This window comes from Burkholderia sp. AU31624 (assembly GCF_020420065.1).
Classification (GTDB): Bacteria; Pseudomonadota; Gammaproteobacteria; order Burkholderiales; family Burkholderiaceae; genus Burkholderia.
In genome coordinates, this window is the sequence record NZ_JAIZRT010000001.1 from 1,003,652 (window position 1) to 1,027,931 (window position 24,280).

20 protein-coding genes are annotated in these 24,280 nt (G+C 65.9%); 6 read left to right on the top strand and 14 right to left on the bottom strand.

Annotation, left to right across the window (positions count from 1 at the left end):
- Positions 1-472 precede the first annotated feature (472 nt).
- From LGM89_RS04655 to LGM89_RS04665, 3 genes are all read left to right on the top strand, one after another.
- Positions 473-3,877 carry a DUF2339 domain-containing protein gene (locus tag LGM89_RS04655; RefSeq protein WP_226272409.1) on the top strand — a complete coding sequence of 1,135 codons (3,405 nt, stop codon included), beginning with the start codon at positions 473-475 and terminating at the stop codon, positions 3,875-3,877.
- On the top strand, positions 3,874-5,217 hold the full coding sequence (locus LGM89_RS04660; RefSeq protein ID WP_226272410.1) for a DUF3999 domain-containing protein: 1,344 nt from the start codon (positions 3,874-3,876) through the stop codon (positions 5,215-5,217). Before LGM89_RS04655 ends, LGM89_RS04660 begins: the two co-directional genes overlap by 4 nt.
- Before the next feature lie 129 nt (positions 5,218-5,346).
- Positions 5,347-6,000 (top strand): lytic transglycosylase domain-containing protein, encoded by a 654-nt coding sequence (locus tag LGM89_RS04665; protein ID WP_226272411.1) that lies wholly within the window; start codon positions 5,347-5,349, stop codon positions 5,998-6,000.
- Between the two features lie 8 nt (positions 6,001-6,008).
- Here LGM89_RS04665 and LGM89_RS04670 read toward each other — a convergent pair whose 3' ends face one another.
- From LGM89_RS04670 to LGM89_RS04680, 3 genes are all read right to left on the bottom strand, one after another.
- Positions 6,009-6,707, bottom strand: a complete 699-nt coding sequence (locus LGM89_RS04670) for a response regulator (protein ID WP_226272412.1) — start codon at positions 6,705-6,707, stop codon at positions 6,009-6,011.
- Positions 6,708-6,771: 64 nt separating this feature from the next.
- Positions 6,772-8,856, bottom strand: coding sequence for a potassium-transporting ATPase subunit KdpB (gene kdpB / locus LGM89_RS04675; protein WP_226272476.1), 2,085 nt, complete (start codon positions 8,854-8,856; stop codon positions 6,772-6,774).
- A gap of 360 nt (positions 8,857-9,216) precedes the next feature.
- Entirely contained in the window at positions 9,217-10,005 is a 789-nt protein-coding gene (locus tag LGM89_RS04680) for a GNAT family N-acetyltransferase (RefSeq protein WP_226272413.1), read from the bottom strand.
- Between the two features lie 279 nt (positions 10,006-10,284).
- On the opposite strand from LGM89_RS04680, the gene LGM89_RS04685 reads away from it, so the two are divergent.
- The 3 genes from LGM89_RS04685 (at position 10,285) to LGM89_RS04695 (ending at position 12,013) form a co-directional block, all read left to right on the top strand.
- The gene (locus LGM89_RS04685) at positions 10,285-10,590 is read left to right on the top strand and encodes an NIPSNAP family protein (protein ID WP_089426751.1); all 306 of its coding nucleotides are present in this window, start codon (positions 10,285-10,287) and stop codon (positions 10,588-10,590) included.
- A gap of 325 nt (positions 10,591-10,915) precedes the next feature.
- The gene (locus LGM89_RS04690; RefSeq protein WP_027790596.1) at positions 10,916-11,566 is read left to right on the top strand and encodes an NADPH-dependent FMN reductase; all 651 of its coding nucleotides are present in this window, start codon (positions 10,916-10,918) and stop codon (positions 11,564-11,566) included.
- Between the two features lie 228 nt (positions 11,567-11,794).
- Positions 11,795-12,013, top strand: coding sequence for a hypothetical protein (locus LGM89_RS04695; RefSeq protein ID WP_011354057.1), 219 nt, complete (start codon positions 11,795-11,797; stop codon positions 12,011-12,013).
- 192 nt (positions 12,014-12,205) lie between these two features.
- Here LGM89_RS04695 and LGM89_RS04700 read toward each other — a convergent pair whose 3' ends face one another.
- The 11 genes from LGM89_RS04700 to LGM89_RS04750 form a co-directional block, all read right to left on the bottom strand.
- The gene (locus LGM89_RS04700; RefSeq protein ID WP_226272414.1) at positions 12,206-12,535 is read right to left on the bottom strand and encodes a hypothetical protein; all 330 of its coding nucleotides are present in this window, start codon (positions 12,533-12,535) and stop codon (positions 12,206-12,208) included.
- A 146-nt stretch (positions 12,536-12,681) separates the two neighbouring features.
- A complete protein-coding gene (locus LGM89_RS04705; RefSeq protein ID WP_226272415.1) occupies positions 12,682-13,572 on the bottom strand; it encodes a LysR family transcriptional regulator in 891 nt (296 codons plus the stop codon).
- 723 nt (positions 13,573-14,295) lie between these two features.
- Positions 14,296-15,228 (bottom strand): M28 family peptidase, encoded by a 933-nt coding sequence (locus tag LGM89_RS04710; RefSeq protein ID WP_089496258.1) that lies wholly within the window; start codon positions 15,226-15,228, stop codon positions 14,296-14,298.
- A gap of 171 nt (positions 15,229-15,399) precedes the next feature.
- A complete protein-coding gene (locus LGM89_RS04715; protein ID WP_089496257.1) occupies positions 15,400-16,278 on the bottom strand; it encodes an SDR family NAD(P)-dependent oxidoreductase in 879 nt (292 codons plus the stop codon).
- Positions 16,279-16,464: 186 nt separating this feature from the next.
- On the bottom strand, positions 16,465-18,075 hold the full coding sequence (locus LGM89_RS04720) for an MFS transporter (RefSeq protein WP_226272416.1): 1,611 nt from the start codon (positions 18,073-18,075) through the stop codon (positions 16,465-16,467).
- 247 nt (positions 18,076-18,322) lie between these two features.
- A complete protein-coding gene (locus LGM89_RS04725) occupies positions 18,323-19,774 on the bottom strand; it encodes an amidohydrolase family protein (protein WP_226272417.1) in 1,452 nt (483 codons plus the stop codon).
- Positions 19,686-20,003 (bottom strand): hypothetical protein, encoded by a 318-nt coding sequence (locus LGM89_RS04730; RefSeq protein ID WP_179254871.1) that lies wholly within the window; start codon positions 20,001-20,003, stop codon positions 19,686-19,688. Before LGM89_RS04730 ends, LGM89_RS04725 begins: the two co-directional genes overlap by 89 nt.
- Before the next feature lie 182 nt (positions 20,004-20,185).
- Complete coding sequence (locus tag LGM89_RS04735; protein WP_226202150.1) at positions 20,186-21,505, bottom strand: aspartate aminotransferase family protein; 1,320 nt, start codon at positions 21,503-21,505, stop codon at positions 20,186-20,188.
- An 83-nt stretch (positions 21,506-21,588) separates the two neighbouring features.
- Complete coding sequence (locus tag LGM89_RS04740; RefSeq protein WP_089496254.1) at positions 21,589-22,755, bottom strand: ATP-grasp domain-containing protein; 1,167 nt, start codon at positions 22,753-22,755, stop codon at positions 21,589-21,591.
- 60 nt (positions 22,756-22,815) lie between these two features.
- Complete coding sequence (locus LGM89_RS04745) at positions 22,816-22,953, bottom strand: hypothetical protein (protein ID WP_179254870.1); 138 nt, start codon at positions 22,951-22,953, stop codon at positions 22,816-22,818.
- 24 nt (positions 22,954-22,977) lie between these two features.
- The gene (locus LGM89_RS04750) at positions 22,978-24,060 is read right to left on the bottom strand and encodes an SGNH/GDSL hydrolase family protein (RefSeq protein ID WP_089496253.1); all 1,083 of its coding nucleotides are present in this window, start codon (positions 24,058-24,060) and stop codon (positions 22,978-22,980) included.
- Positions 24,061-24,280: the final 220 nt, after the last annotated feature.

Below are 24,280 nucleotides of genomic sequence, written 5' to 3' on the forward strand. Positions count from 1 at the left end.
CGGGCGGGCCGCGGCACGCGGCGGCCCCCGATTGCGGCGGCGCAATACGCGCACGGCCAGCAACGGCGGGCATCGCGCGTCGGACTTGTGCGCAGCAGCGCGGCGCATATCGCGTCGCGCGTTGCGCCAATTCGCATCGGGCACGCGTCGCTTTACGACAATTTCACGTCCGATCACGCGCCGATCTGCTCAGACGAAAGCGCCTCGCCTCCACCAATAAAAAGCATGACCGTGCAAAAAGCCGCGCGGCGACACCGGACGGTGCACGCCGCGATACCGCGCCAACCCGGAAAATCCCCGACAGCCGCTGTGATACATTCCCCGCCAACAGGCTGATCGCGACGCAGGCCGCCACGCGGCCACCGTGGTCAGCAGCGCATGCCGGTTCGCCTGCCGGCCATGCCGATACCGCCTCGATCGGCGAACATCCGATCGCAGGCCGATAACGATACGAGAGAGGGAGCAAGGCGAGATGAACTGGGCTTTTACCGCAATCGGCTTCATCGTGGGCGGGATTGCCGCATTGATCGGGGATGTCTCCGCCATCACCGGCGCAGTGCTCGGCGCCGCGATCGGGTTCTGCCTCGACAACACGCTGCAACAGCGCAAGCGCAAGAACAAAGGCACGGCCCCCGATGCGTTCGCGATGCAGGCACCGCCCGCCCAGCCGCCGGTTCCCCTGGCCGAGCGCGTCGCGCGCCTCGAGGCGACCGTCGAGACGCTGACGCGCGAAGTCGCGTCGTTGCGCGGCCAGCTGGCCGGCGCGAAGGCCGGCTCGGCCGCGACCGTGTACACGCCCGCCGGGGCCGCCTCTGCCTCTGCCTCGGCAGCCCCATCCGCATCTTTCCCGCCTTCGGCCGCCCTGCCGCCGCGCGCGCCTGCCCAGCCGGCCGGCGCACGCGCGGACGCACCGGCGTCCGCCTCGGCACCGGCTCCCAGCCCCGTGCGCGCCGCCACGCCGGCACCGACACCGGCCGCCGCGATCCGCGCGAGCGCAACACCTGCCGCCCCGGCCCCCGCACCGTCGGCGCCTCCCGCGCCGCCCAAACCGCGCGAACCCGACCTCGTCGAGCGCGCCTTCCGCGCCGCACGCGACTGGCTGCTCGGCGGCAACACGGTCGTGCGCGTCGGGATCATCGTGCTGTTCTTCGGCGTCGCGTTCCTGCTCAAGTACGCGGCCGACAACAACATGCTGCCGATCGAATTCCGCCTCGCCGGCACCGCGCTCGCCGCGGCCGCGCTGCTCGCGATCGGCTGGCGCGTGCGTGCGCGCCGCGCGGCGTACGGGCTCGTGCTGCAGGGCGGCGGCGTCGGCATCCTGTACCTGACGATCTTCGCCGCGACCAAGCTTTACGCGCTGCTGCCCGTCGGCGCCGCGTTCCCGCTGATGGTGGCCGTGTGCGCGCTGAGCGCGTTCCTGGCGGTGCGGCAGAACGCGCTGCCGCTCGCGTTCATGGGCACCGCGGGCGGCTTTCTCGCGCCGGTGCTGCTGTCGACCGGCCAGGGCAACCATGTCGCGCTGTTCAGCTACTACGCGCTGCTGAACGCGGGCATCTTCGCGATCGCGTGGTTCAAGGCCTGGCGTCCGCTGAACCTGCTCGGCTTCGTCTTCACGTTCACGATCGGCTCGGCATGGGGCGTGACGGCCTACCGCCCCGCGCTGTTCGCGAGCACCGAGCCGTTCCTCATCCTGTTCTTCCTGATGTACGTCGGCATCGCGCTGCTGTACGCGGTGAAGCGCGAACTCGCGCTGCGGCACTACGTGGACGGCACGCTCGTGTTCGGCACGCCGATCGTCGCGACCGCGCTGCAGGCGTCGCTCGTGAAGGACATGCCGTTCGGGCTCGCGTGGAGCGCCGTTGCGCTGTCGGCGTTCTACGTCGTGGTCACCGCGTGGCTCGCGCGGCGCCGCGACCGCCTCGCGCTGCTGTTCGAATCCACGCTCGCGCTCGCGGTGATCTTCGCGACGCTGGCCGTGCCGCTCGCGTTCTCCGGTCCGACGACCAGCGCCGCGTGGGCGATCGAAGGCGCGGCCGTCGTCTGGCTCGGCGTGCGCGAGAAGCGCATGCTGCGGTTCGGCTTCGGCTTGCTGATGCAGGTTGCCGCGGCCGGCGCGTTCTTCACGAGCCTGCTCGGGCCGGCCGACGCCACCGCGCTGCCGGTGTTCAACAGCCCCTACATCGCGATGCTGCTGATCGGGCTCGCCGGCCTGTTCACCGGCTGGTGGCTGCACGGGCGCGGCGAAGCACGTGCGTGGCATGCGTGGATGCCCGAGATCGGCGCCGCGGCCGCCGCATGGGGGCTGCTGTGGTGGGTGAGCGGCGGCCTGCACGAGATCCTCGTCTACGCGAGCCGTCACGTCGACCTGCATGCCGACCGCTTCGTCGTCGATACGACCGCACTGTTCGCGGCCGGCACCGCGTGGCTCGCGCACGTCGCGCGCCGCCGGCTGGCGTGGCCGCTCGCCGAATGGCCGGCGCTCGCGCTGACGCCGGTGCTGGCGTTGCTCGCGCTGCGTGCGTTCGATGCGCACGAAGCGCCGCTGTCGGGGATGGGCGCATTCGCGTGGCCCATCGCCGTCGGCGCAGGCCTTGCGCTGCTGTGGCGTCAGTCGCGCGGCACAGCAGGCGTCGATGCCGCACCGGGCTCGGCGCGCGGCGTCGCGCCATCCCTCTCCGCAGGCATCGTCGCGCCGCTGCATACGCTGATGTTCTGGACCGTCTGCGGGCTGCTGTCGCTCGAAGGCTTCTGGCGCCTGCGTGCGTACGTGCCCGAAGGCGCGTGGAGCTGGAGCGCGTGGGCCTACGGCTTCGGTGCGCTGCTCCTGCTGGTGTCGGGCCCCGGCTCGCGGCTGCGCTGGCCCGTCGCGGCGTTTCCGCGCGCGTACCAGGTGTGGGGTGCGGCGCCGCTCGCGGCGTTGCTGTGGCTGTGGAGCATCGCCAGCGTGATCAGCGACGGCAACGCGGCGCCGCTCTTCTGGCTGCCGCTGCTCAACCCGCTGGACATCGCGCAGTGCCTGGTGTTCATTGCATTCGCCGTGTGGCTGCGCCGGCTGAAGACGCTCGGGTTCGCGTGGCATCCGCGCGTCGTCGACTACGCGGCCATCGCGACCGTGTTCCTGTGGTTCAACGCACTGATGCTGCGCACGCTGCATCACCGTTTCCACCTGGCCTACGACATCGATACCGTGCTGTCGTCGTTCGGCATCCAGCAGGTGTTCATGATCGGCTGGAGCCTGTTCGCGTTCGCCGGGATGTGGCTGACGCGCCGCGACGGCATCGCTCGCATGTGCGCGCTCGCGTCGCTGCCGCTGATCGTCGTGATGTGGGTGTGGACCTTCTACGCGAACTTCACGCAGGACGGCGGAAGCTGGGCACGCGTACCGCTCTTCAACCCGCTCGACCTCGTGCTCGCGGTGGTCTATGCGCTCGCCGCATCGTGGTTCGTGCGCGCACGCAAGCTCGGCTGGTCGTTCGGCAAGTATCGCGTCGAGCTGCTGAGCGCGGCCGGCGCGACCGCGTTCCTGTGGCTCAACGCGATCCTGCTGCGCACGCTGCATCACTGGGCCGCCGTGCCGTACGAACTCGGCGCGATGGCGGAATCGACGCTCGTACAGGCATCGGTGTCCGTGTACTGGACGCTTTGCGCGCTCGCGATCACGATCTGGGCTACGCGCCGCGGGCTGCGTCCGCTGTGGTTCGTCGGCGCCGCGCTGCTCGCGCTCACGGTCGTCAAGCTGTTCCTGTTCGACCTGTCGCACGTGACCGGCATCGAGCGCATCGTGTCGTTCATCGGCATCGGCGTGCTGCTGCTGTTGATCGGGTATTTCTCGCCGCTGCCGCCGAAGGCCGCCGCGCCGCAGGACGACACGCCATGAAACGACTCGCCGCCCTGCTCGGACTGAGCCTGCTCGCGTCGTTCGCGGCGGCCGACGGGCACGTCGCGCAACGCTTCTCGCTCGACCTCGACGGCACCGCCGCGTATTACCAGCTCACCGTGCCGCAGCCCGTCTACGCGGCGAGCCGGCGCGACGACCTCGGTGACGTGCGCATCTTCAACGGCGCGGGCGAGCCGGTGCCGTATTCGCTCGACGCCCCGGCGGCGGCCGCACCCGCCGTCCCGCCGAAGCGCACGCCCGTGCACTGGTTTGCGCTGCCGCCCGCCCGCGCCGACAAGGGCAACGCGCCGCTCGGCGTGACGGTCGGCCCGGACGGCGCGCTGCGCGCGGGCGTCGCCGCACCGGTGCGCGCGAAGCACGGCGCGGATCTCGTCGACCTGTCGCATGCGGACGGCGAGATCGACGCGCTGCTCGTGCACGTGAGCGACGACAGCTACCAGGGGCGTGTCGCCATCGAAGCCAGCGACGACCTGCGCAGCTGGCGGTCGCTCGGCAGCACGCAACTGCTGAAGGTGGGCCACGGCGACGCGATGCTGGTGCAGGAACGCATCGCACTCGAAGGCGCGGCGCCGCGCTACCTGCGGCTCGACTGGCTCGACGGCGCACCCGCGATCGCGTCGATCGACGTCGAAACGCACCCGCGCGACACGCGCGAGACCGACACCGCGTCCGTGCCGCGCCAATGGCGCGACGCGGTGCGCGTGCGGGCCGGCGGTGCCCCCGGCGAATACCTGTTCGACACCGACGGCGCGTACCCGGTCGACCGCGTGCGCATCGACCTGCCGCAGCCGAACACCGTCGCGCGCGCGACGCTGCAGAGCCGCGCCGACCCGCAGGCGCCGTGGCGCGACGTCGCGGGCGCCGTGCTGTTCCGGCTGCAGGGCAAGGCCGGCGAGCAGCGCAATCCGCCGCTCGAATTCGCGGCGAATACGGATCGCGCGTGGCGGATCGTCGTCGACATGCGCAATGGCGGATTCGGCGGCGGCCAGCCGGCCGTCGCGATCGGCTGGCATCCGGCGGCGCTGACGTTCGTCGCGCGCGGCACGCCGCCGTTTACGCTCGGCGTCGGCGACGCGTCGCTCGTGTCGTCGGCCGTGAGCCGCGACGCACTGCTGGTGGGCATGGCGCCCGAAGTGCGGCCCGCGCGGGTCGGCGCGGCGCTGCCTGTGTCGGCGGTAGCGCCGGCGCCGGCCGCCGATACGGATGCCCCGCGCCGCTACGTGCTGTGGGGCGCGCTGGTCGTCGCGGTCGGCGTGCTCGGCACGATTGCGTGGCGCCTCGCGAAAGGCGGCGGCGATACGCGCGGCCACGACGGTTGACGCCGCGCAGCCATGCACACCACCCGTCCACCCGTCTTTACGCGCCGTTTATCTCGCGCGCCGGTTTCTTTCGACGGTCGCAATGCATAACTGCGTACAGTCGTCGCATCGGAACCACGATGCGACGACATGCAGGAAACCTATCCATCGTATGACCGGCCGGTGCCGCGCACACGCGTGCGCCCGGCCCTGCGGCTGAAGCGGCTTTTGCTGCTCTTCCCGATCGTGCTGCCGCTGTCGATCGCATGGCCCGCGCATGCCGACGACACGCCCGCAGCGCCGATCACCGCCGCCAGCACGCCCGAACCCTCGCTTCCCCCGACGCTCGACACGATCGTCACCGCGCTGCGCAACCGCTTTCACCTCGCATACGCCGACGCGCGCACGATCGCGCTCGCGGTGCAGACCGAATCGGATCGCTACGGGCTTGCACCGGCGCTGCTGCTCGCGATCATCGCGGTCGAGTCGGGTTTCGATCGCCACGCAGTCAGTGTCGCCGGCGCGCGCGGGTTGATGCAGGTGATGCCCACCGCCCATCGCGATCTCGTCGCGCATGTGAAGGATCTCTCCGATCCGGCCACCAACGTGCGGATCGGCGCCGCGATCCTCCGCGGCTATCTCGACGATGCGGACGGCGACGTCGAAACCGCGCTCGTGCGCTACAACGGCGGCACGAAGCGCTATGCGCAGCGAGTCGCGCTGCGCGTGCAGCAATTCGATGCGCAGTTGCGTCGTTCGAACGGCGCGGCGAGCGACGCGCTGCGGACGGCCGCGAACCCCTGAGCGCGGCGCTACCGCGCGCCGTCGAGCCGGTAGCCGGCGCCCGTCTCCGTGACGATGTACGCGGGCCGCCGCGAGTCGCATTCCAGCTTGCGCCGCAGATGGCCGACATACACACGCAGGTCGTGCGCATCCTTGCCGTGCGCCGCGCCCCACACCTCGCTCAGCAGGCGGTCGTGCGTCAGCAGCCGGCCCGCGTGATGCGCGAGCGCGGCCAGCAGCCGGAATTCGATCGGGCTCAGATGCACGCGCGCCCCGCCGCGCAGCACCTGGCGATCGCCGAGATCGACGGTCACGTCGCCGAAGCGCACGCATACCGCATCGATGCGCCCGCCGCCCGCTTGCCGCCGCAGGTGCGCACGCATCCGCGCGATCAGCTCGGCGGCACCGAACGGCTTGGTCACGTAATCGTCCGCCCCCGCATCGAGCGCGGCCACCTTGTCGCGTTCCGCGCTCAGCGCCGACAGCACGATCAGCGGCGCGGCCGAGCACGCGCGCAGTGCACGGATCAGGTCGGTGCCGCCAAGGTCGCGCAGGTTCGTGTCCGCGACGATCAGGTCGGGACGTCGTGCGCCGACGGCCGCCACGCCCGCCGCGCCGGTCGCGGCCTCGAAAACATGCATGTGCTCGGCCTTCAGCGCGACACGGACGAATCGCCGGATGAACCTGTCTTCGTCGACGATCACGATGACGATGCCCGATTCGCTCATCCGGCAGCGCCTTCGTCCGGTGCGTGATGCGCGCCTGCGCAAGCGGCACGGTACGCGCCCATGCTCAGGCCCATCCGCATGCCACCAGCACCATGTCGATCAGCTTGATGAACGGGAACGGCAGCAGCACGCCGCCGAGGCCGTACAGCAGCAGGTTCCGGCGCAGCAGCGGCGCCGCGCCGAGCGGGCGATAGCGTACGCCCTTCAGCGCCAGCGGAATCAGCGCGACGATGATCAGTGCGTTGAAGATCACCGCCGACAGGATCGCCGACGCCGGCGACGCGAGATGCATCACGTCGAGCACGCGCAGTTGCGGGTACGTCGTCGCGAACGCGGCCGGGATGATCGCGAAATACTTCGCGACGTCGTTCGCGATCGAGAACGTCGTCAGCGACCCGCGCGTCATCAGCATCTGCTTGCCGATCTCGACGATCTCGATCAGTTTCGTCGGGTTCGAGTCGAGGTCGACCATGTTTCCGGCTTCCTTCGCCGCCTGCGTGCCGGTGTTCATCGCCACGGCGACGTCGGCCTGCGCGAGCGCCGGCGCGTCGTTGGTGCCGTCGCCGGTCATCGCGACGAGGCGCCCTGCGGCCTGATGCTCTCGGATCGTCGCGAGCTTGGTTTCCGGCGTCGCTTCCGCGAGGAAGTCGTCGACGCCCGCTTCCGCCGCGATCGCCGCGGCCGTCAGCCGGTTGTCGCCCGTCACCATCACGGTCTTGATGCCCATCTTGCGCAGTTCCGCGAAGCGCTCCTTGATGCCGCCCTTCACGATGTCCTTCAGCTCGATCACGCCGAGCACGCGGGTGACACCGCCGACGCGCTCCGCCACCGCGAGCGGCGTGCTGCCGCGACGCGCGATGTCGGTCACGACGGCTTCGACTTCGCGCGTGACGTGGCCGCCGTGGGACTCGACGTAATGCTTGATCGCGTCCGCCGCGCCTTTGCGGATCTCGCGCCCCGGCGCCCCGGCGGAAGTCCCCGTGGGGAACAGGTCGACGCCGCTCATCCGCGTCTGCGCGCTGAACGACAGGAACACCGGATGCAGCGCCTGCATGTCGCGCTCGCGCAGGTTGAACCGCTGCTTCGCGAGCACGACGATGCTGCGGCCTTCCGGTGTTTCATCGGCGAGCGACGACAGCTGCGCGGCATCGGCCAGCGCTTCCTCGGTCACGAACGGCGCGGGTACGAATGCCGACGCCTGGCGGTTGCCGAGCGTGATCGTGCCGGTCTTGTCGAGCAGCAGCACGTCGACGTCGCCGGCGGCTTCCACCGCGCGGCCCGACGTCGCGATCACGTTCGCCTGCATCATCCGGCTCATCCCGGCCACGCCGATCGCGGACAACAGGCCGCCGATCGTCGTCGGAATCAGGCACACGAGCAGCGCCACCAGGGCGGTGATCGTCACGACATGGCCAACCTTCATCGCCTCGACCGCGAACGTCGAGAACGGCAGCAACGTGGCGGTGGCGAGCAGCATCACGATCGTCAACGCGACGAGCAGGATCGTCAGCGCGATCTCGTTCGGCGTCTTCTTGCGCTTCGCGCCCTCGACCATCGCGATCATCCGGTCGAGGAACGCCTCGCCCGGATTGACGGCCACGCGCACGACGATCCAGTCGGACAGCACGCGCGTGCCGCCCGTCACCGACGAGAAGTCGCCGCCCGCCTCGCGGATCACCGGCGCGGATTCGCCAGTAATCGCCGATTCGTCGACCGACGCGACGCCTTCGATCACGTCGCCGTCGGCCGGGATCGTGTCGCCGGTTTCGACGAGCACGACGTCGCCCTTGCGCAGGTCGGTCGACGCCATCACTTCGACGACCGCCTTCGCGCGCGGCGCCGCGAGCTTTTTCGCGACCACGTTGTGCTTCGCACTACGCAGCGACGCGGCCTGTGCCTTCGAACGCCCTTCCGCGAGCGCCTCGGCAAAGTTCGCGAACAGTACGGTGAACCACAGCCACAGCGCGATCGCGACGATGAAGCCCGCGGGGGCTTCGGCCTGGCCGAACAGCGCGGCGATCCACAGGATCGTCGTCAGGATGCTGCCGACGTACACGCAGAACATCACCGGGTTGCGGAACTGCGTGCGCGGCGTGAGTTTCCGGAACGAATCCGCGATAGCCGGACGCACGAGTGCGGGATCGAACATCGAGCGCGCGGCCGTGCGCGCATGGCCCGGCTGCGTGGGGCGCGGGCCTGTCACGGGTGCGAGAGACATGGCGGTTTCCTTTTGCCGGCACGCCTCGCGCAGCAGCACCCGGCATCGGTCACGCGAGCCGGCTGCCTGCGCGCGATCTCGCGTGCGGCTTCCGTTTCCATGCAACCATCTTATGAAGGTTCGCGTGAAGATCGCGGCAAAGGATCGCGTCAGGGTATAAAAAGCGCGTAAACGTCCGTTTCGCCGCGGCGCGGCGGGGGTGTCTCAAGGGCCGTACACGAGCGGGAGCGCCACACTCCGCTCATCCGACGCTTACGCGGCAAAGCAGGAAAACGAACCGGCGCGCGACGGTCAGCCGAACGTATAGCGCCCATGCTGACGCGGACGCCACGGCGTCGAGCGGCAACTCGCGGCACCGGCCGCGCGTCGTGCCGCCCAGCCTGCGCCACGGCGCACGTGCTGGCCGCGCCGGGCCACGGCGACCACGCGCGACGGCAACGCATACGCAAGACGCCGCACGGCCGCCACGCGCGCGGCCATGCGCGACGCCGGCGACACGCGGCGCGCCACCTGCGCGACGGGCCGCTTGCAGAGGATCGCGCTGTCGTAGCGCTTGCCGTCGAAGCGCATCACGTCGACGACGTCGAAACCCTGCGCGCCGTAGAACGCAAGCAGGTGCGAAGCGGGATGCGGCGTATCGAGCGCGAGCAGCGCATAGCCGCGCAGCGCGGCCCACTGTTCGGCGAACGCGAGCAGCAACGCGCCGATCCCGCGGCTCTGGCAATCGGGGTCCACCGCCACCTGCCGCACGCTCGCGACGCCTTCGCGCCGGTACAGCGAGCACGCCGACGACGGATCGGTCGCATACAGCGTGGCCGTGCCGATCACGCGCCCGCCGCACACGGCGACGTAGCACTCGCCCGCTTCCGCGCGGCGGCGCGTGACGTCCTCGCTCTGGTCGACGCACGTGCAGTTGAGTCCCATCGCGCCGAGCCGCGCGAACGCGCGATGCAGCATCGGCGTGAGTTGGGCATAACGGTCGAAGGCCGGATCGAAACGCCGCACGATCACCCGATCGGCGCACACGGAAGGCGGCGCGGTGGGGGTGTGTTCGGCGATCGCGTTCCAGGGTATCGACATTGCCTTGCTCCGTGGTTGGGATGCCCGAAGTCTATGAGCGCGCCAGCTGCCCTCGCAAGAAAAAATGTCGTAAAAGTTTGGGGAAATGCATGCGGGAGCGAGGGTTGCGACGGTGCGCGCCGTGGCTCTGCGTGCGTCGGTGCGAACGCATGACGGAACGCCGATCGTTGTTTGCGCAAGCAATGCATCCCGTGACCAGATCACGCGTTGGCGCGTGCCGTTGACACATGCGACGGCACCTTCCAGACTCGCGGGTTCCTTCCCTCACCGAGCGCGCTCATGATCACCTGCTACCTTCGCTACGTCATCGATCCGTACAAGCTCGATCAGTTCGAAACCTACGGCAGGATGTGGATCCCGCTCGTCGAAAAGTTCGGCGGCACGCATCACGGCTACTTCCTGCCGTCCGAAGGGGCGAACAACATTGCGCTCGCGATGTTCTCGTTCCCGAGCCTCGCCGAATACGAGCGTTACCGCGAACGCTCGATGGACGATCCGGCCTGCCAGGCCGCGTTCCGCTACGCGGAGGAAACACGCTGCATCGTCAGCTACGAGCGTAGCTTCTTCCGGCCGGTGTTCGAGTAATAGGTAACGGGCGACGGGCAATGTCCCGACGCATCGCGCCCCTTTTTCCTGACCGGGACGAAAAAAAGCCCCGCCTGCATCCGCGCGGCGGGGCCAACCCATGTCAGTAGAGACATCATGGAGGAGACGACCCCATCTTATCGACCGCGGCCCGCCGTCCCAACCAAGCATTTCTGCTATCGATCTGGGCAGCCGCGCACACGATTGCCCCTGTCGCGCGGCATATCGATAGAACGAAAAGTCGTTTTCAGAGTGGCGGCGGGGTCGTTACCATCTGGTTTTAAGCCTGTGCTTAGCCGGGCAAGCCATCCCCAAGGAGCGCCCCTTGACTGCATTCGATCAACACCGCCGCCCATTCGTCGTCGGCATTGGCGGTACCACCCGGGCAGCGTCGTCGACCGAACGCGCACTGTCGTTCGCGTTGCGCGGCGCGCAAGCGGCCGGCGCGCGCACGCGGCTGTTCGACGGCCCGTTCCTGCATACGCTGCCGCACTACGCGCCCGAACACAAAACGCTGACCGACGCGCAGCGCGAACTGATCGACGCCGTGCGCCAGGCCGACGCGATCATCATCGCGACGCCCGGCTATCACGGCGGCGTCTCCGGCCTCGTGAAGAACGCACTCGACACACTCGAGGAACTGCGCGCGGACGATCGGCCGTATCTCGACGGCCGTGCGGTCGGCCTGATCGTCACCGCCTACGGCTGGCAGGCGGCCGGCACCGTGCTGACGTCGCTGCGGTCGATCGTGCACGCGCTGCGCGGCTGGCCGACACCGTTCGGCGCCACAGTGAACACGCTCGAAACGCGCTTCGACAGCGCCGACAGTTGCTCGGATCCGAAGGTCGTCGCGCAGCTCGAGACGGTCGGCACGCAAGCGGCCGAGTTCGCGCTCGCGTTCGCCTCGCATCGCGCGGCCTCGCACGCGGCATCGGTCGATGCGCTCGCACCCGTGCTGAAGATCGCCAACCAGTAATTCTCCCGCCTTCCACCGCCCGCGCCCGGCCGATTCCATTCGCCGGCGCGGGCGGCGCGCATTCGGACGAGCGGCCACGCGCCGTGCATGTCGACGCCTCTCCCTGCCGCCCTTTCCCCGCACCGATAAGAATTCGGCCCGCCGCGTGATTTGCATTGGCCGAAAGATTGGTTCACGCCGCGAGCGGGTTTTCGTACGCTGAACCTCCGAACTTTCTCCGCGCACGCCATGAACCGTACGATCCGCTACAAGGGCTACGAAGTCGCCCCCGCTGCCGCCCGGTTGCCGAACGGGCTGTTCGCCGCCAACCTGACGATCGAGAAAGCGAGCGGCGGCCCGTCGCCGCGCGCCGTGTCGTTCGACGCAATCGATTTCTTCTTCGAGGAAGAACACGCGCTGGCCTACGCGTCCCGCTGGGGCCGCCTCTGGGTCGACACGAACGCGTGACGCACGCCTTGCCGGCGCGCTATCGTTTGTCGGTAAAGTTGAGCGACATACACCAATAAAATCAATGGCTTACAAAACATATTGCCATGATTGCTCGCATCATTTTGCCATTCAAGAAGAGCAAAAGCCGCTGAATTGACAGGAAATTCGAATACGCGCTAATAGGTTTGATTCCCCCCTCGATGTGGCGAACTAGCGACCGATTTCCGTCAAGATGAGCGGAGCGCTAACAGGCCGTTGAAATACCTCGGCCCGTCCTGCACGCTGTAGGTTCCCGAGAGCCAGATGCAGGTAGCAGAACACGATGTGATGCGAGCGGATGTGGGCGCGTTCGCTGTCCTGCGGCGCCTTGGCCTTGACGATCAGGTCCGCGTGACTGAATACGTCCGCGCCATTCGCGGCGATCCGCGCACCGGCGGCGAGAAAAGCATCGTCGTTCGCGCCGATCCCCTGGCCGGCCCCGGTTTCAATCACGACCTGATGTCCACGGGCGGTCGCTTCGCGCACCGCGACGGGCGTCATTCAGATCCGGTACTCGTGACTCTTGATCTCTTTCGGTACGCCGATACGCATGTCATCCCCCATGGGCGGATTGCACTGCGCATCCCTTTTACATCGCGGGCGGGAATCATCGAGAAGGACGCGCGCCGGCCTCGCACGGCACGCACCTATCGCGATGGGAAAACGTGCTCCGCCAGGAAATCGACGAAGGCACGGACCTTGGGCGCGGGCTGCTGACCGCTGGGCCAGAGAACCCGATATTCGACCGACGGCGCGGCATCCCAATCGAGAATCGCGCGCAACGCACCGCTCGCCAGTCTTTCCTTGACCTCGTAATCGAGCAGGCAGGCGATGCCGAGGCCCTCGCTCGCCATCGCGAGCAGCGTCGTGCTGGAGTTCGACACCATGGTGACCGGGAATCTCGACGCATCCGTCGGCACGTCGTCCGCGAGCGGCCATTGCTGAATCTTTCCGTTGCTCGGATACCGGTACAGCAGCAGTTTGTGATCCTTGAGGTCATGGGGATGCTCGGGCGTGCCGTGCTGGTCGAGGTAAGCCGGCGCGGCGACGATCACGCGACGACACGTCCCAAGCTTGCGCGAGATCAGGCGCGAGTCGTCGGGATAGCCGGTGCGCAGCACCGCATCGAAACCTTCCTCGATGACGTCGACCAGACGATCCGAGTAATCGATCTCGAGTTCGACTTCGGGATAACGCCGCAAAAACGCCGCGATCAACTGCGGCGAGAGCATGCTGATCAGCGGCAGGCTGACCCGCAAGCGGCCTCGGGGCGCCTCGACCGACTGCTGCAACTCGATTTCGGCGGCCGTCAGTTCGTCGAGAATGCGCCGGCATCGCTGAAGAAAGAGCGTGCCTTCCGCCGTGAGGCTGATACTACGGGTGCTGCGATGAAACAGCCGTACGTTCAGGTGTTCCTCGAGACGCGCGACGCTCTTGCTCACGGCGGAGGCGGACACGCCCTGAAGCCGCGCGGTCGCGACGAAGCTTCGCGTCTCGGCAACCTGTACGAAGGACTGCACCCAATTCAGATTGTTCATTGGCAAGAGTCAATCAAACGAGCGATGAGCATGATGCCATCCCGCGAGCGGATCCCATCGGCCATGCGCGTGGCCGCGCGGCTCACCTCGACCGACGGGCCGAACGCGCGCACCACGTGATGAACGGACAGCAGCGGATGAGTGGCTCAATCACGGATACGACGCGTGAAGACCGGCCGACTCCCTGAGCGTAGCGACGACACTTGGAAATGGAGAATACGACAAAGACCCGTTTCGCAACGCGAACGTAAGCGCGCTTTTCATCATGAAGGGTTCAGCGCAGAATCTTATCGTGAAATACCACGAAGCGTTCCCCCGTTCTGCTGCCATGAATGGGCATTGCATCCGGGCAAGAAGGAATTCAGCGCCATACGTCGAGCGTATATCGGATATACGACATCGCGACATCATTCGGATGCTTGAATGAATCGACGCATCGGCGCAATCGATTCCGAATCGAAATCGATGCATGTCCCCGCGCCTTCACATCGAGGCGTCCGGACGTCGAATCATGGGATTTGAGAGAAACCACGTCCGATCCCGCGTGCGAGGCGGAAACCGCTGATTCGAGCGCACGGCGCCGAGTCGCCGCGATACGCGACCACAGTCGAACCGGCATGTCGAGGCGCTCGCCTCGACGCCGCATGCACCGAGAAAAAATGTTGCGGGTGGCTCGTCAACGAACCAGCCCGCAACCAAGCAAAGCACCTGCGATACCTCTTGTCATGCCGTCATGATCGCGCTGCCATTGCCCATTTCAACGGCATATACGAGCGCCAGCCGGCCGAGTTTCAACGCATGATTTCCGGTCGGATCGGAATTCGACAGCGTATCGTTCACGGTATGGATATACGGGCTATCCTCCAAGGCCGGGTTGAACGGAAATGACGCCGGGTATCCTTGGCCATGCCACGAGGCATGATCCGAGGAAGCGAATCCGCTCTCCGCGACCAGAATTTCCTGATCCGGGAAGTAGGTTCGAATCAAGCGTTCGATAAACAGATTCTGCTTTTCGTCCGTGAAGTCGTAGACCAGGCAGAAGTTGTGCTCGTCGCCGACGTAATTCGTCACATCCAGTTGCAGCACGCCCGCCACCTTCACCTCGCGCACCTTGAAATCCTTCGCGATGATGGCGGAGCCCAACAGGCCGAGTTCATTCGCCGAATACGCCATGAACTTGATGGTCAGCACCGGCCTGTAGTCGTTATCCAGCATCACCCGCAGCGCTTCCGTCAAGCTCGCGATGCCGGAAGCGTCGTCGTCTGCGCCGGGCGCCACCGTATCGCTTTCCATCTCCTTCAGATTGCCGACCGTGGAATCGAGATGAGCGCCGAGAATCACGGTGCCGCGCTCCGGCTCCGAACCGGGAATCGTGAGGATCACGGACGACTGCGGCCACGGATGCGTGTATTGCTCGACCACCACGTCCGGACGATGCCGCGCCATGTTGCGCCAGTGATCCGCCAGCCAGTTGGACGAGGCCACGCCATGCGACGTGTTGAAGAACCGGTTGGGGAACGACTCCAGCGCAGAGATCGTCTGCACCACGTTCTCTGCCGACATCTCCTCCATCCACTTCCGAATCTTCGGCGAGTTGGACACTTCGTAATGACGCACGATCGGTGGCCGTTTCATGGCGAACATACTTTCAGACATAGCAAAACTCCTGTGAGGTAAGGTGTTTTTCGTCCAACAAGCAAGGAAAGACTGCCGGACTCACGCATCGAATCCCCGGCATTTCGTCCAACCGAACAAACAACGGAATGACCTGCTTCCGATCCGCGCAACGCGAGCCCGAGCACGCAACGCCAGCCATCGGGTACGCCGTCAACTGCCGACGCCATCCAATCCGATCCTGCTGATGTATTTCCTGAATTGCTCGGCATAGGCGTTATGCCATCGCGACAACGCCGGGCGATTCTTGATCATGTCGTCGATCGACCATTGCAGGCGGCGCTGGTCGAGTTCCCACGTCACCTCGTTGTCGGGGCAAAAGATGTAGAAATCCCCGCTCTCCATGCCCTCGATCATCCGGTCGGCCACCTGATCCGCCTCCCAGGCGCCTTGCGGCTTCGGCGTGTCGGGCGTCATGCCCGGGAAATTCATCGGCGTGAACGTGAAGCCGGGAATCAGCAGATGCGCCGAAATCTTCTCTCCGACGCATTCGCGCAATTCGTGCGCCAACTGCTCCGTCAGAACACGCACGGCGGCCTTCGAAACGGCATAAGCCGCATTCCCGGGCGGCGTCGTGATGCCCTCCTTCGATCCCACGTTGACGATCGCCGACTTCTCCGCCTGTTCGAGCATCACGGAGACGAAAAGACGCTGCATCTCCAGGACCGACCAGAAGTTGACGTCCATGACGTTGTGCCAGGCCTGGTCGTTCCCCCACGGCCCCGCCCGATGCAGGATGGCGGCATTGTTGACCAGCAGCGATATCGGCCCCGACGCGCGCACGAGCTTGAGCAACTCGAATCTCGACTCGTATGCCGTGACATCGCCCTGTAGAACTTGAATGACCGATTCGCTCGATTCGCTTTTCAGCTTCTCGGTCGCCGCCGCCAGCGCGGCCTTGTTCTTGTCGAATAAAACCAGATTCATGCCCCTGCGGGACAGTTTTGCGGCGATCGCCAAACCGATTCCCGATGCGCCGCCCGTGATCACGGCGAGCTTCGCCTTTTGAATGACAGAGTGCGGAGTATTCATGACGTTCGAATAGAAAGTTATTGCATCAGTCACATGACCTCATCCCTGGACGGCACGTCATCCGACGATTCCCCGGGTCATCGGTTTCCCGATGGAATACCACCGGACGATCGATCGTGCCGCGCGTATTCGGCTACGACGTCTCGCGGAACCGGCGGAGCGCCTCCCGCCGGACGCGTTGCCCCGTCAGTTCTTGGCCGCGGTCAACATGTCGGGTTGCGGAACCCCCTGCAGCTTGCCGCCGAAGATCAGGCGGCTGATGACCGCGAGGACCGCGGCGCCCACGCCGCCATACAGCATCACGATGCTGAACCCGTGCACCAGCGCGGCGTGCGTGATGGCCCCGGACGCGTCGGCCGACATCAACGCCGGAAACGCGCGCCGCAATTCGTCGCCGCTGCCCGCCGCCACCTTCCCCGCCATGGCGAGCACCTGCGCATCGTCGAACGACGCCGGCAACGCATGCCTGAGATTGGCCCGGATCCCCTCGAGCAAAATGAATCCCATCAGCGAAATGTTGACCGCGAAGGTAATGAGCCGCGCGCTCATGTCGATTCCCGACGCCATGCCCGCCCGTGCCGCCGGCACCGATCCCGTCACCGCGTTCGTGACCGGGGTGTTGGTGAGACCGAGCCCGATGCCGGCGATGATGCAGCCGGGCACCATCGCCGCCCAACCGGCCTGCAGCGTCGTATTGCCGATCAGCATCAGGAAGAAGCCCACACCGATCGTCATCAGCCCCGCCGGAATGATCACCCTCGCCTGGTAACGCAGCGAAAGGCGCTCCGCCAGGGGCGGAATCAACAGCGTGGGCAGCGTGTAGGCGAGCTGCAGCATCCCCGCATTCACCGCGTCGTACCCCAGCACGGTCCGGAAGTAGATGGGCAGATAGATGTTGAACGGCCAGAAGCTGAAGTTCATCGCGATGGAGCCCATCAGCGCGCCCGATACGTTCCGGATGCGGAACACCGAGAACATGAACATCGGATGCGCCGAACGGTTCTCGATCACGATGAACGCGATGAACAGGATCACCACGGCCGCGATGCCGCTCATGCCGGTCGCCCCCAGGCCGGGCCGCTGCGTGATCAGGTAGGTCAGGCCGAACACGGCGGCGGACAACGTGGCCATCCCGCCTAGATCCAGCTTGCCTGCCTGGGGATTGCGGGATTCGTCGATGCCGACGTAGGTCAGGACCAGGGTCAACGCGACGAGCGGCACATGGACCAGGAAGATCCAGCGCCAGTTCAGCAAGGTGACGATGACGCCCCCGATCAGCGGTCCCAGGCCGAGTCCCACGCCGAATACGAAGCCCCACATCGCGAAGGCCTGACTCCGCTCCTTGCCCTCCTGGAACTGATGGGACAGATTCGCGATCTGGCAGATCATCATCGCGCCCCCGCCGATTCCCTGCAGGAAGCGGCTCGCGATCAGCGTGTAGGTGTTTTCGGCGAGCCCGCAGATCAACGACGCCACGCCGAAGATATTGAGGCTCAGGACGAAGATGCGCCGTCGGCCGTACCGGTCGGCCAGCGTCCCGACGGCCATCAGGACGGTGGTGCACGCGATGGTGTACGCGTTCATGATCCATTGCAGATCGGCGAAATCCGCACCGAGCTTGACCTCGAGCGTCGGCAGGATGATCGGGACACTGGAGATTTCCAGGTGGAACATGACGCCGGCCAGGCATATGGCCGCCAGGGCGAGCATGTTCCGGTAGGCATGAGTGGTAGAAGTCATTCGCATATTCCCGGTGGACGTCGCGTGCGCCACCGACAGCAGGCGGCACACCAGCATGGAATCAACGGCGACGTGGGCAGAACTCGAGCTGGATCGATTAAGGGCGCGACGCGCCGCCGACAGGACTGCACGGCGGAGCATGCCGCTGGAAGTAGCGTATCGCCGGCGGCCCCGACGAAAAACAGGCTCGCGCTCCACACACCCTGAACCGATCAGTCAGCAATTCCGGGCGATCCGCCGCGCTGGTCGGCCATTCGGACCCGCCCGCGCCCCACGGACCGCGGCGCGCCTGCCGTCGGATCGCTCATAGCGCCACATCCCGAGACGCGTGCTCGCGGTCCAGGTCGGACAACTCGCCCGCGCCGGACGCGTCGCCCACCGCCGACAGAGCGTCGAACGCCCTCGCGGGCTCGGCCCCGATCCGGCCGAAGGCGAGCGGATCCGCATAGCGTCGGCCGGGCCCCCGCGTCAGCAGCGCGGGGGCCCGCACCACCCATCGGCCGTCGACCAGCACACCTTGCGGTGCATGACGCACGAGCATGTCGAGCACATCCGCGCACGCGAGACGCATCGACGCCTGCCCTGGGAGCAGACGCAGGTCGTACAGCAGCAGATCCGCTCGCAGGCCCACGGCCACGCGCCCGGTCTCCGGAAACTGCAACGCCTGCGCGCCTTTCCAGGTCAGCACGTCGATGACGTCGCCCGCGCGGTCGTCGTCACGCGCGGGCGCCAGATCGCCCGGCCCCGGCAGCGGCCCCGCGCCCCAGTGCAGCGACGCGCGCGGCCGACCGGTGATATCCGTCCGCGCGATCTCGCCGCGTCGTCCCGGCCGCCCGTCGAGTTCCTGGATGTCGTGAACGACGTTGGTGTGGCACTTGCGCAGATGGCTCCGCTCGAGCGGCGACATCTGCGCCGTCGGCACGATCAGCGTGTGCGCGTCCACCACGTACAGGCTCCGCAGCAACGCCAGCCCCGAACAGCCATAGGCGTCCCGGAACGATTCGGCCCACGGCGCGCCGCCGTCCACGCGAATCACGAATCGCCCGTTGCGCTTCTTCGCGGCCTCGTGCAAACCCGTGAGCAACTGCGTCGATGCAGCGAGCTGAGACCCGACGGCCGGCTGGATCGCCAGCAGCGCGCCGTCGAACCGTCGCATCAGCTTGTCGTAATCGCGCAGACACGCCGCCACGTCGTGTTCGACCGCGCGCGGCTCCGGTCCCAGCCAGATGTCCATGTATTCGCGATAGAGGCTCGCGCGCACGCCGGCCTTCGTGATCAGCGCGATGTCCGCCTCCGCCCGGCGACTGAACACGCCCACCGTCGTCACGCCGCGCATGACCGCCTGACGCAACGCGTCGCCCAACCGCGCCGCGCGTTCGACGCCGCTTGCCGCATCGGACGTGCCGTCGCCATCGACGAGGCAGCCGTTGACGAGGCCGGGCGTGCATACGAGCCCGTGCCCATTCATTCGCGTCGGCACCGACGACGTGGTCGGCGGCGTGATTGCGACGATTTCGTTGTCGCAGATCTCGATGTCCGCGCGCTGCAGCGCGCGGTGTTCCGTATCGAAATAGAGCACGTTCGAGATCGCCCAGACGTCATCGATCACCGCGCCCCATTCCGGATTGTCGGCTGCTGAGAACAATCTGATTCCCCTCTTTCCAAGGTCAAGCGTGAGAAACCGCGACCGCGGCCGCCTCGTCCAACCGTATCGCGCCGGCGGACAGGCCGTCTTCCCGGCGTCGCGCGGCAGCATCCTCGGCGCGGTGCGCGAGTTCCGACAATTCGTCGGGGTCAGCGCGTCTGAGCAGATCGATGACCCGCAGGAATGCATCCCGATCGACCGGTTGCCCGCATCGCGGATGACAGACGTACCAGGCGTCTCCATGACGGAAAAGGTAGCCCGCGTGTTTCGGCAAGCGTTCGAAATCCGCCTGTTCCAACGCCCAGCCGTCCAGCGCTCGTCGATCAAGGTTCATGTCCATTCTCGATATCGAAGGTCCTGGCGAATCAGCCAGATCACCATTTACAAAGGATGACTAACCGATCGTCACGGTGCTCGCACCGATTCGAGCGATCGTGACGAAGCGCGCGTTTCGCCGCGCGCCCCGTCAAACGGCGCGGCCCACGTTCGTGAACGCCGCCGGACCGGCCGCCCTATCCGGCATCAGCCCAGCTCACGCGCGAGGACCCGGGCGAACATCGACACGACCTGCTGGACTTCGTCTTCCGAAATCACGAATGGCGGAGCGAACAGGACGTGCTCGCCAAGCTTGCCGTCGATCGTTCCGCCCAGCGGGTAGCACAGCAGCCCCGACTCCAGCGCGGCGGCGCGCAATTTGAGGCTGCGGTTCGGATCGAACGGGAGCGGCGCCTTGGTCGCGCGATCCTGCACCAGCTCCACGCCGACGAACAGCCCGCGTCCGCGAATGTCGCCGATGTTGGGATGATCGGAGAAGGTGTCGTGCAGCGCCTGCCGCAGTTGGGCGCCGCGCGTCCTGACCGCCTCCAGCAGGTTCTCTTCCTCGATGACGCGCTGCACCTCCAGCGCGGTGGCGCAGGCGGTCGCATGAAACGCGAACGTCTGTCCGTTTCTCAGCGCGCCCGAACCCGCTTCGATCGCGTCGTAGATGGGCTGACGGACCAGCATCGCGGAAATCGGCTGATAGCCGGCGGCCAGGCCTTTCCCGACCGTCAGGATGTCGGGCCTCACGTCATCCTGGCTACAGGCGAACAGGGAACCCGTTCGACCCATGCCGCACATCACTTCGTCGAGTATCAGCAAGACGTCATACTTGTCGCACACCTTGCGGATACGCTGAAAGTAGCCTTTCACCGGCGGCACGGCCCCCGAAGTCGACCCCACCACGGTTTCCGCGATGAACGCGGCGACGTTGTCCGGGCCCAGTTCGAGGATCTTCGCTTCCAGTTCGTCCGCCAGGCGCTGCGCGTAGTCCGCCTCCGTCTCGCCCGCGCGTTGATTCCGATACGCGTAGCACGACGAGACGAAGTTGCCGCTCGCGAGAATCGAATCGAAGATGTCGCGCCGCTGAATGTTGCCCGAGATGCTCAGCACGCCGAGCGTGCTGCCGTGGTAATTCTGCCGTCGCGATATCACCAGCCGCTTGCTGGGCTGATTACGCTCCACGAAGTACTGGAGCGCCGTCTTGAGCGCGATCTCGACGATCTCGGAACCGCTGCAGAGGAAGTACGCCTTGTCCAGGCCCGGCGAGCGTTCGATCAGAAAGGTCGCCAGTTCCTCGGCCGCTTCGTTTCGGAACACGCCGCCATATACGTAGGCGAGTTTGGCCGCCTGCTGCTGCAAGGCCGTGATCACGCGCGGATGGTTGTAACCGAGATTGGTCACCGCCACGCCGCTGCAGGAATCGAGATAGCGCCGGCCCGCGTCGTCGGTGACGTAAATGCCCTCTCCGGACGCGGCCATCGGCATCTTGGTTCGCGGAGAACGATAGAAAACGTGCGTCATCAGTGTGCCCTCGACATGCATGCTGATCCGTTGACGAAAACGATGCGCCCGATCAGCGGCGGCGCATCCCTCAGCCGTGCGTCTCAGTCGCCGACCGGCACCGGCACCGGCGAGAAGAATTTCCGGTAGTCCACCTCGAGAACGGGCTTCAATGTGTCCACCTGCGGCCGCTTGATGTACGAGATGCCGAAGAGCGGACAGTTGGTATGATCGAGCGGCTCGTAATACAGCAGACCCGGCGCGAGAAAATCCTTGAACGCCTCGTGGTCCGGAACGTGATCCTTCGTCACCATGCCCTCGCCGTTGTAGCCGACCACGCAGGCATAGCTCTCGGTCTTGCCCTGCCAGACCGCTTCCGGGGCGAGATTTTCCCCCTCGAAAAAGGCCCGATACGGGTTGATTCCCGCGACGTAGTACATCAGATCGGCCAGACCGTATCCGCCGAACCGATACGGGTTAACCTCGATCGGCACCAACGCGCCGCGATGGACCTTGAACTCCGCATGCATCGGAAACGATCGAAGGTCCAGCCCGAGGCCCTGCAGCGCCGTGAAGAACTCAATGACCTTGCCCGCATAGCGCCGGAAGATCTCCGCATTCGAGTAATACAGGGTGTGGAAATAGGCGGCGCGCGTCGGGTGGGGATGATGGTACAAACCCACGATGCGCGGCACGCCTTCCCGGTCGTAGAAGAGATCCGCCGCCAGTTCGCACGACTCCAGTGACAGCGAATTCCTGATGTCCTCGCCGATGAATTCCTCGACGATGACGGCGTTCCCCGACAGCATGCTGTCCGGGTAGTAGCGTCCGCGCTCGGCCAGCTCGGCCTGAATGTCGCGTTGCACCGCGTTCAGATCGCTGCGATGATCGATCTCCCGCACCCCCGTCGCGTAATACCCCCGGCGCGGTTTGATCACGAACTTCCTGCCGTCATCGAAATTCAGATCGAGCTTCCCGATGTCGCCCGTCGCGCATTCCGCGTAAAAGAAATCGGGAAACAGCGTCGCCACCTTCGTCCTGAACGCGCACTTGTCCTTGAACAGGCCGATGGCGCGTCTGATCGGCGCGCTTTCGCTGCGCGCCGCGACCAGATTCAATCCATCCTCCGATGGGACATACAGGATGTCGTCGACGCCGAACGAAATGTCCCGCCGGACGATCTCGTCAACCGACAGGATCTCGACGTCCTCCCCAGCTTGCCGGAGCCGCGCACTGGCGTATCCATCACTCAAAATGGCGAATTTCTTCATGTTTCGATGTCCTTGAATGGCTGTCGAATGCGATTGACGAGGTGCGCTCCGGCTTGCCCCTTACCTCAGCGGATAGATGGAGTTGCTCGCTTTCTTTTTCTTCGAGAACAGCTTCCTGATCAAGGCGATCAGCAGGTTCTGTTTCCGTTGCGCGCCACCGTTCATGGCGCGCGTGTCAGCATGGCTTCTCGGGTTCATGGTCGGGCCTCTTTGTGGACAATCTCAGGAAATGATGTGGTGTTGGATCAGGCGGGCGATTTCCGCATAGCCCTGATCCGTGCAGTGAACCCGGTCGACGAACAGATCCTCGTGCGCCAGCGGCGAATCCTTGAGCAGATCGTTCATGTCGAAATAATCGACGCCGGCCTCGCGGCAGCCGTCCGCGATCAGCGTCGAGAACGGGCGATGGACTTCCTTGCCCAGGATCTTCCCGAACAGCCGCCAGAAATTGTTCGGACAACTGTCGATGGCATTGAAGATCTCGTTCTCGAACGGCGTCATGTGATCCTTGCTCCAGTACGTCAGGGGCTGCAGCACGAAAACGGGCTTCACCCCGAACGGCGCCAGCAGTTCCTTCCACAACGCCGCCGATCTGACGATTTCACCGGACGCGCGCCGCAGCCGCTCCTCGGCGGGACTGTCGCGGTCGTCGATCACGGTCGCGGTCGGATCGCCGTCGTCCACGTACTCCTCGATCAAGTTGGTCAGCCTGCCCAGCACGCCCTTCTTCGCGCCCGCCTGGGTCCCGCCGCCGCTGCGTCTCCGGAGATCCTGCGAGTACTTGTTCATGTACTGGGTGTACTCGTAGGAGTAGTAGAAGCGCCCGTGATCGGACGATAGGCTGTCCGGCAGTCCCTCCAGCGTGAGCGTGTTCATCCCGCTCAGGATGACCACCCGCTTGAGGCGATCGTCGAAACGATGCCGATGCATGAGGAACAGCAACGCCTCCTGAATCGAGTTGTAGCCGCGGCTGCCGAAATTGAGCCAAGCCTCGCGCGTGATCTCGGACAGGCACGCCGACGTCGTGTAGGCGTCGTGCGTGGCGCCCGTGCCAACGACGTTCGAGCCGCCCACGAGCAGATTGATGGGTCCCGTCTCGGGCAGCGCGCCGACACTGAGGCTGCGGCCGTTCCAGGGACTGTCGCGAAAGCCGAGCGAATCGGTGTTGACGACTTCCGAACGATAATTCGCGGGATGGAAGAACATGGTGTACGGAAGCCAACGCACCTCGGAGATGAAGTCGTCGTAGATCTTCATCTGCGGCGTCAGCCGATACACCTCCTCCAGCGCTTGCTCCGGCGTCATTTTTTTCAAGGTTGCCTCGTCAGAATATCGATTGGATAAATGGAGGGATCAGCCTGTCCCGCCCATGCATGTCGACACTGCACTACCGCCTGAAATTGAAATACGTCTCGCTCGACACCGGCAGACGTATCCTGTGACGATCGTTGAATGTCCGGAACAGCGCTCCGAGCGGCACGACCACGACCACGAACAACACGGAGAACGCGAGCCATCTGATCAA

Bases quoted from the DNA above. Each gene is read 5' to 3' on its own strand.
- LGM89_RS04740 (WP_089496254.1), bottom strand. From the start codon at position 22,755: ATGAAGAAATTCGCCATTTTGAGTGATGGATACGCCAGTGCGCGGCTC.
- LGM89_RS04745 (WP_179254870.1), bottom strand. From the start codon at position 22,953: ATGAACCCGAGAAGCCATGCTGACACGCGCGCCATGAACGGTGGCGCG.
- LGM89_RS04665 (WP_226272411.1), top strand. From the start codon at position 5,347: ATGCAGGAAACCTATCCATCGTATGACCGGCCGGTGCCGCGCACACGC.
- LGM89_RS04720 (WP_226272416.1), bottom strand. From the start codon at position 18,075: ATGCTGGTGTGCCGCCTGCTGTCGGTGGCGCACGCGACGTCCACCGGG.
- LGM89_RS04725 (WP_226272417.1), bottom strand. From the start codon at position 19,774: ATGCTGCCGCGCGACGCCGGGAAGACGGCCTGTCCGCCGGCGCGATAC.
- LGM89_RS04695 (WP_011354057.1), top strand. From the start codon at position 11,795: ATGAACCGTACGATCCGCTACAAGGGCTACGAAGTCGCCCCCGCTGCC.
- LGM89_RS04660 (WP_226272410.1), top strand. From the start codon at position 3,874: ATGAAACGACTCGCCGCCCTGCTCGGACTGAGCCTGCTCGCGTCGTTC.
- LGM89_RS04700 (WP_226272414.1), bottom strand. From the start codon at position 12,535: ATGACGCCCGTCGCGGTGCGCGAAGCGACCGCCCGTGGACATCAGGTC.
- LGM89_RS04680 (WP_226272413.1), bottom strand. From the start codon at position 10,005: ATGTCGATACCCTGGAACGCGATCGCCGAACACACCCCCACCGCGCCG.
- LGM89_RS04655 (WP_226272409.1), top strand. From the start codon at position 473: ATGAACTGGGCTTTTACCGCAATCGGCTTCATCGTGGGCGGGATTGCC.
- LGM89_RS04705 (WP_226272415.1), bottom strand. From the start codon at position 13,572: ATGAACAATCTGAATTGGGTGCAGTCCTTCGTACAGGTTGCCGAGACG.
- LGM89_RS04735 (WP_226202150.1), bottom strand. From the start codon at position 21,505: ATGACGCACGTTTTCTATCGTTCTCCGCGAACCAAGATGCCGATGGCC.
- LGM89_RS04670 (WP_226272412.1), bottom strand. From the start codon at position 6,707: ATGAGCGAATCGGGCATCGTCATCGTGATCGTCGACGAAGACAGGTTC.
- LGM89_RS04750 (WP_089496253.1), bottom strand. From the start codon at position 24,060: ATGACGCCGGAGCAAGCGCTGGAGGAGGTGTATCGGCTGACGCCGCAG.
- LGM89_RS04710 (WP_089496258.1), bottom strand. From the start codon at position 15,228: ATGTCTGAAAGTATGTTCGCCATGAAACGGCCACCGATCGTGCGTCAT.
- LGM89_RS04715 (WP_089496257.1), bottom strand. From the start codon at position 16,278: ATGAATACTCCGCACTCTGTCATTCAAAAGGCGAAGCTCGCCGTGATC.
- LGM89_RS04730 (WP_179254871.1), bottom strand. From the start codon at position 20,003: ATGGACATGAACCTTGATCGACGAGCGCTGGACGGCTGGGCGTTGGAA.
- kdpB (WP_226272476.1), bottom strand. From the start codon at position 8,856: ATGTTCGATCCCGCACTCGTGCGTCCGGCTATCGCGGATTCGTTCCGG.
- LGM89_RS04685 (WP_089426751.1), top strand. From the start codon at position 10,285: ATGATCACCTGCTACCTTCGCTACGTCATCGATCCGTACAAGCTCGAT.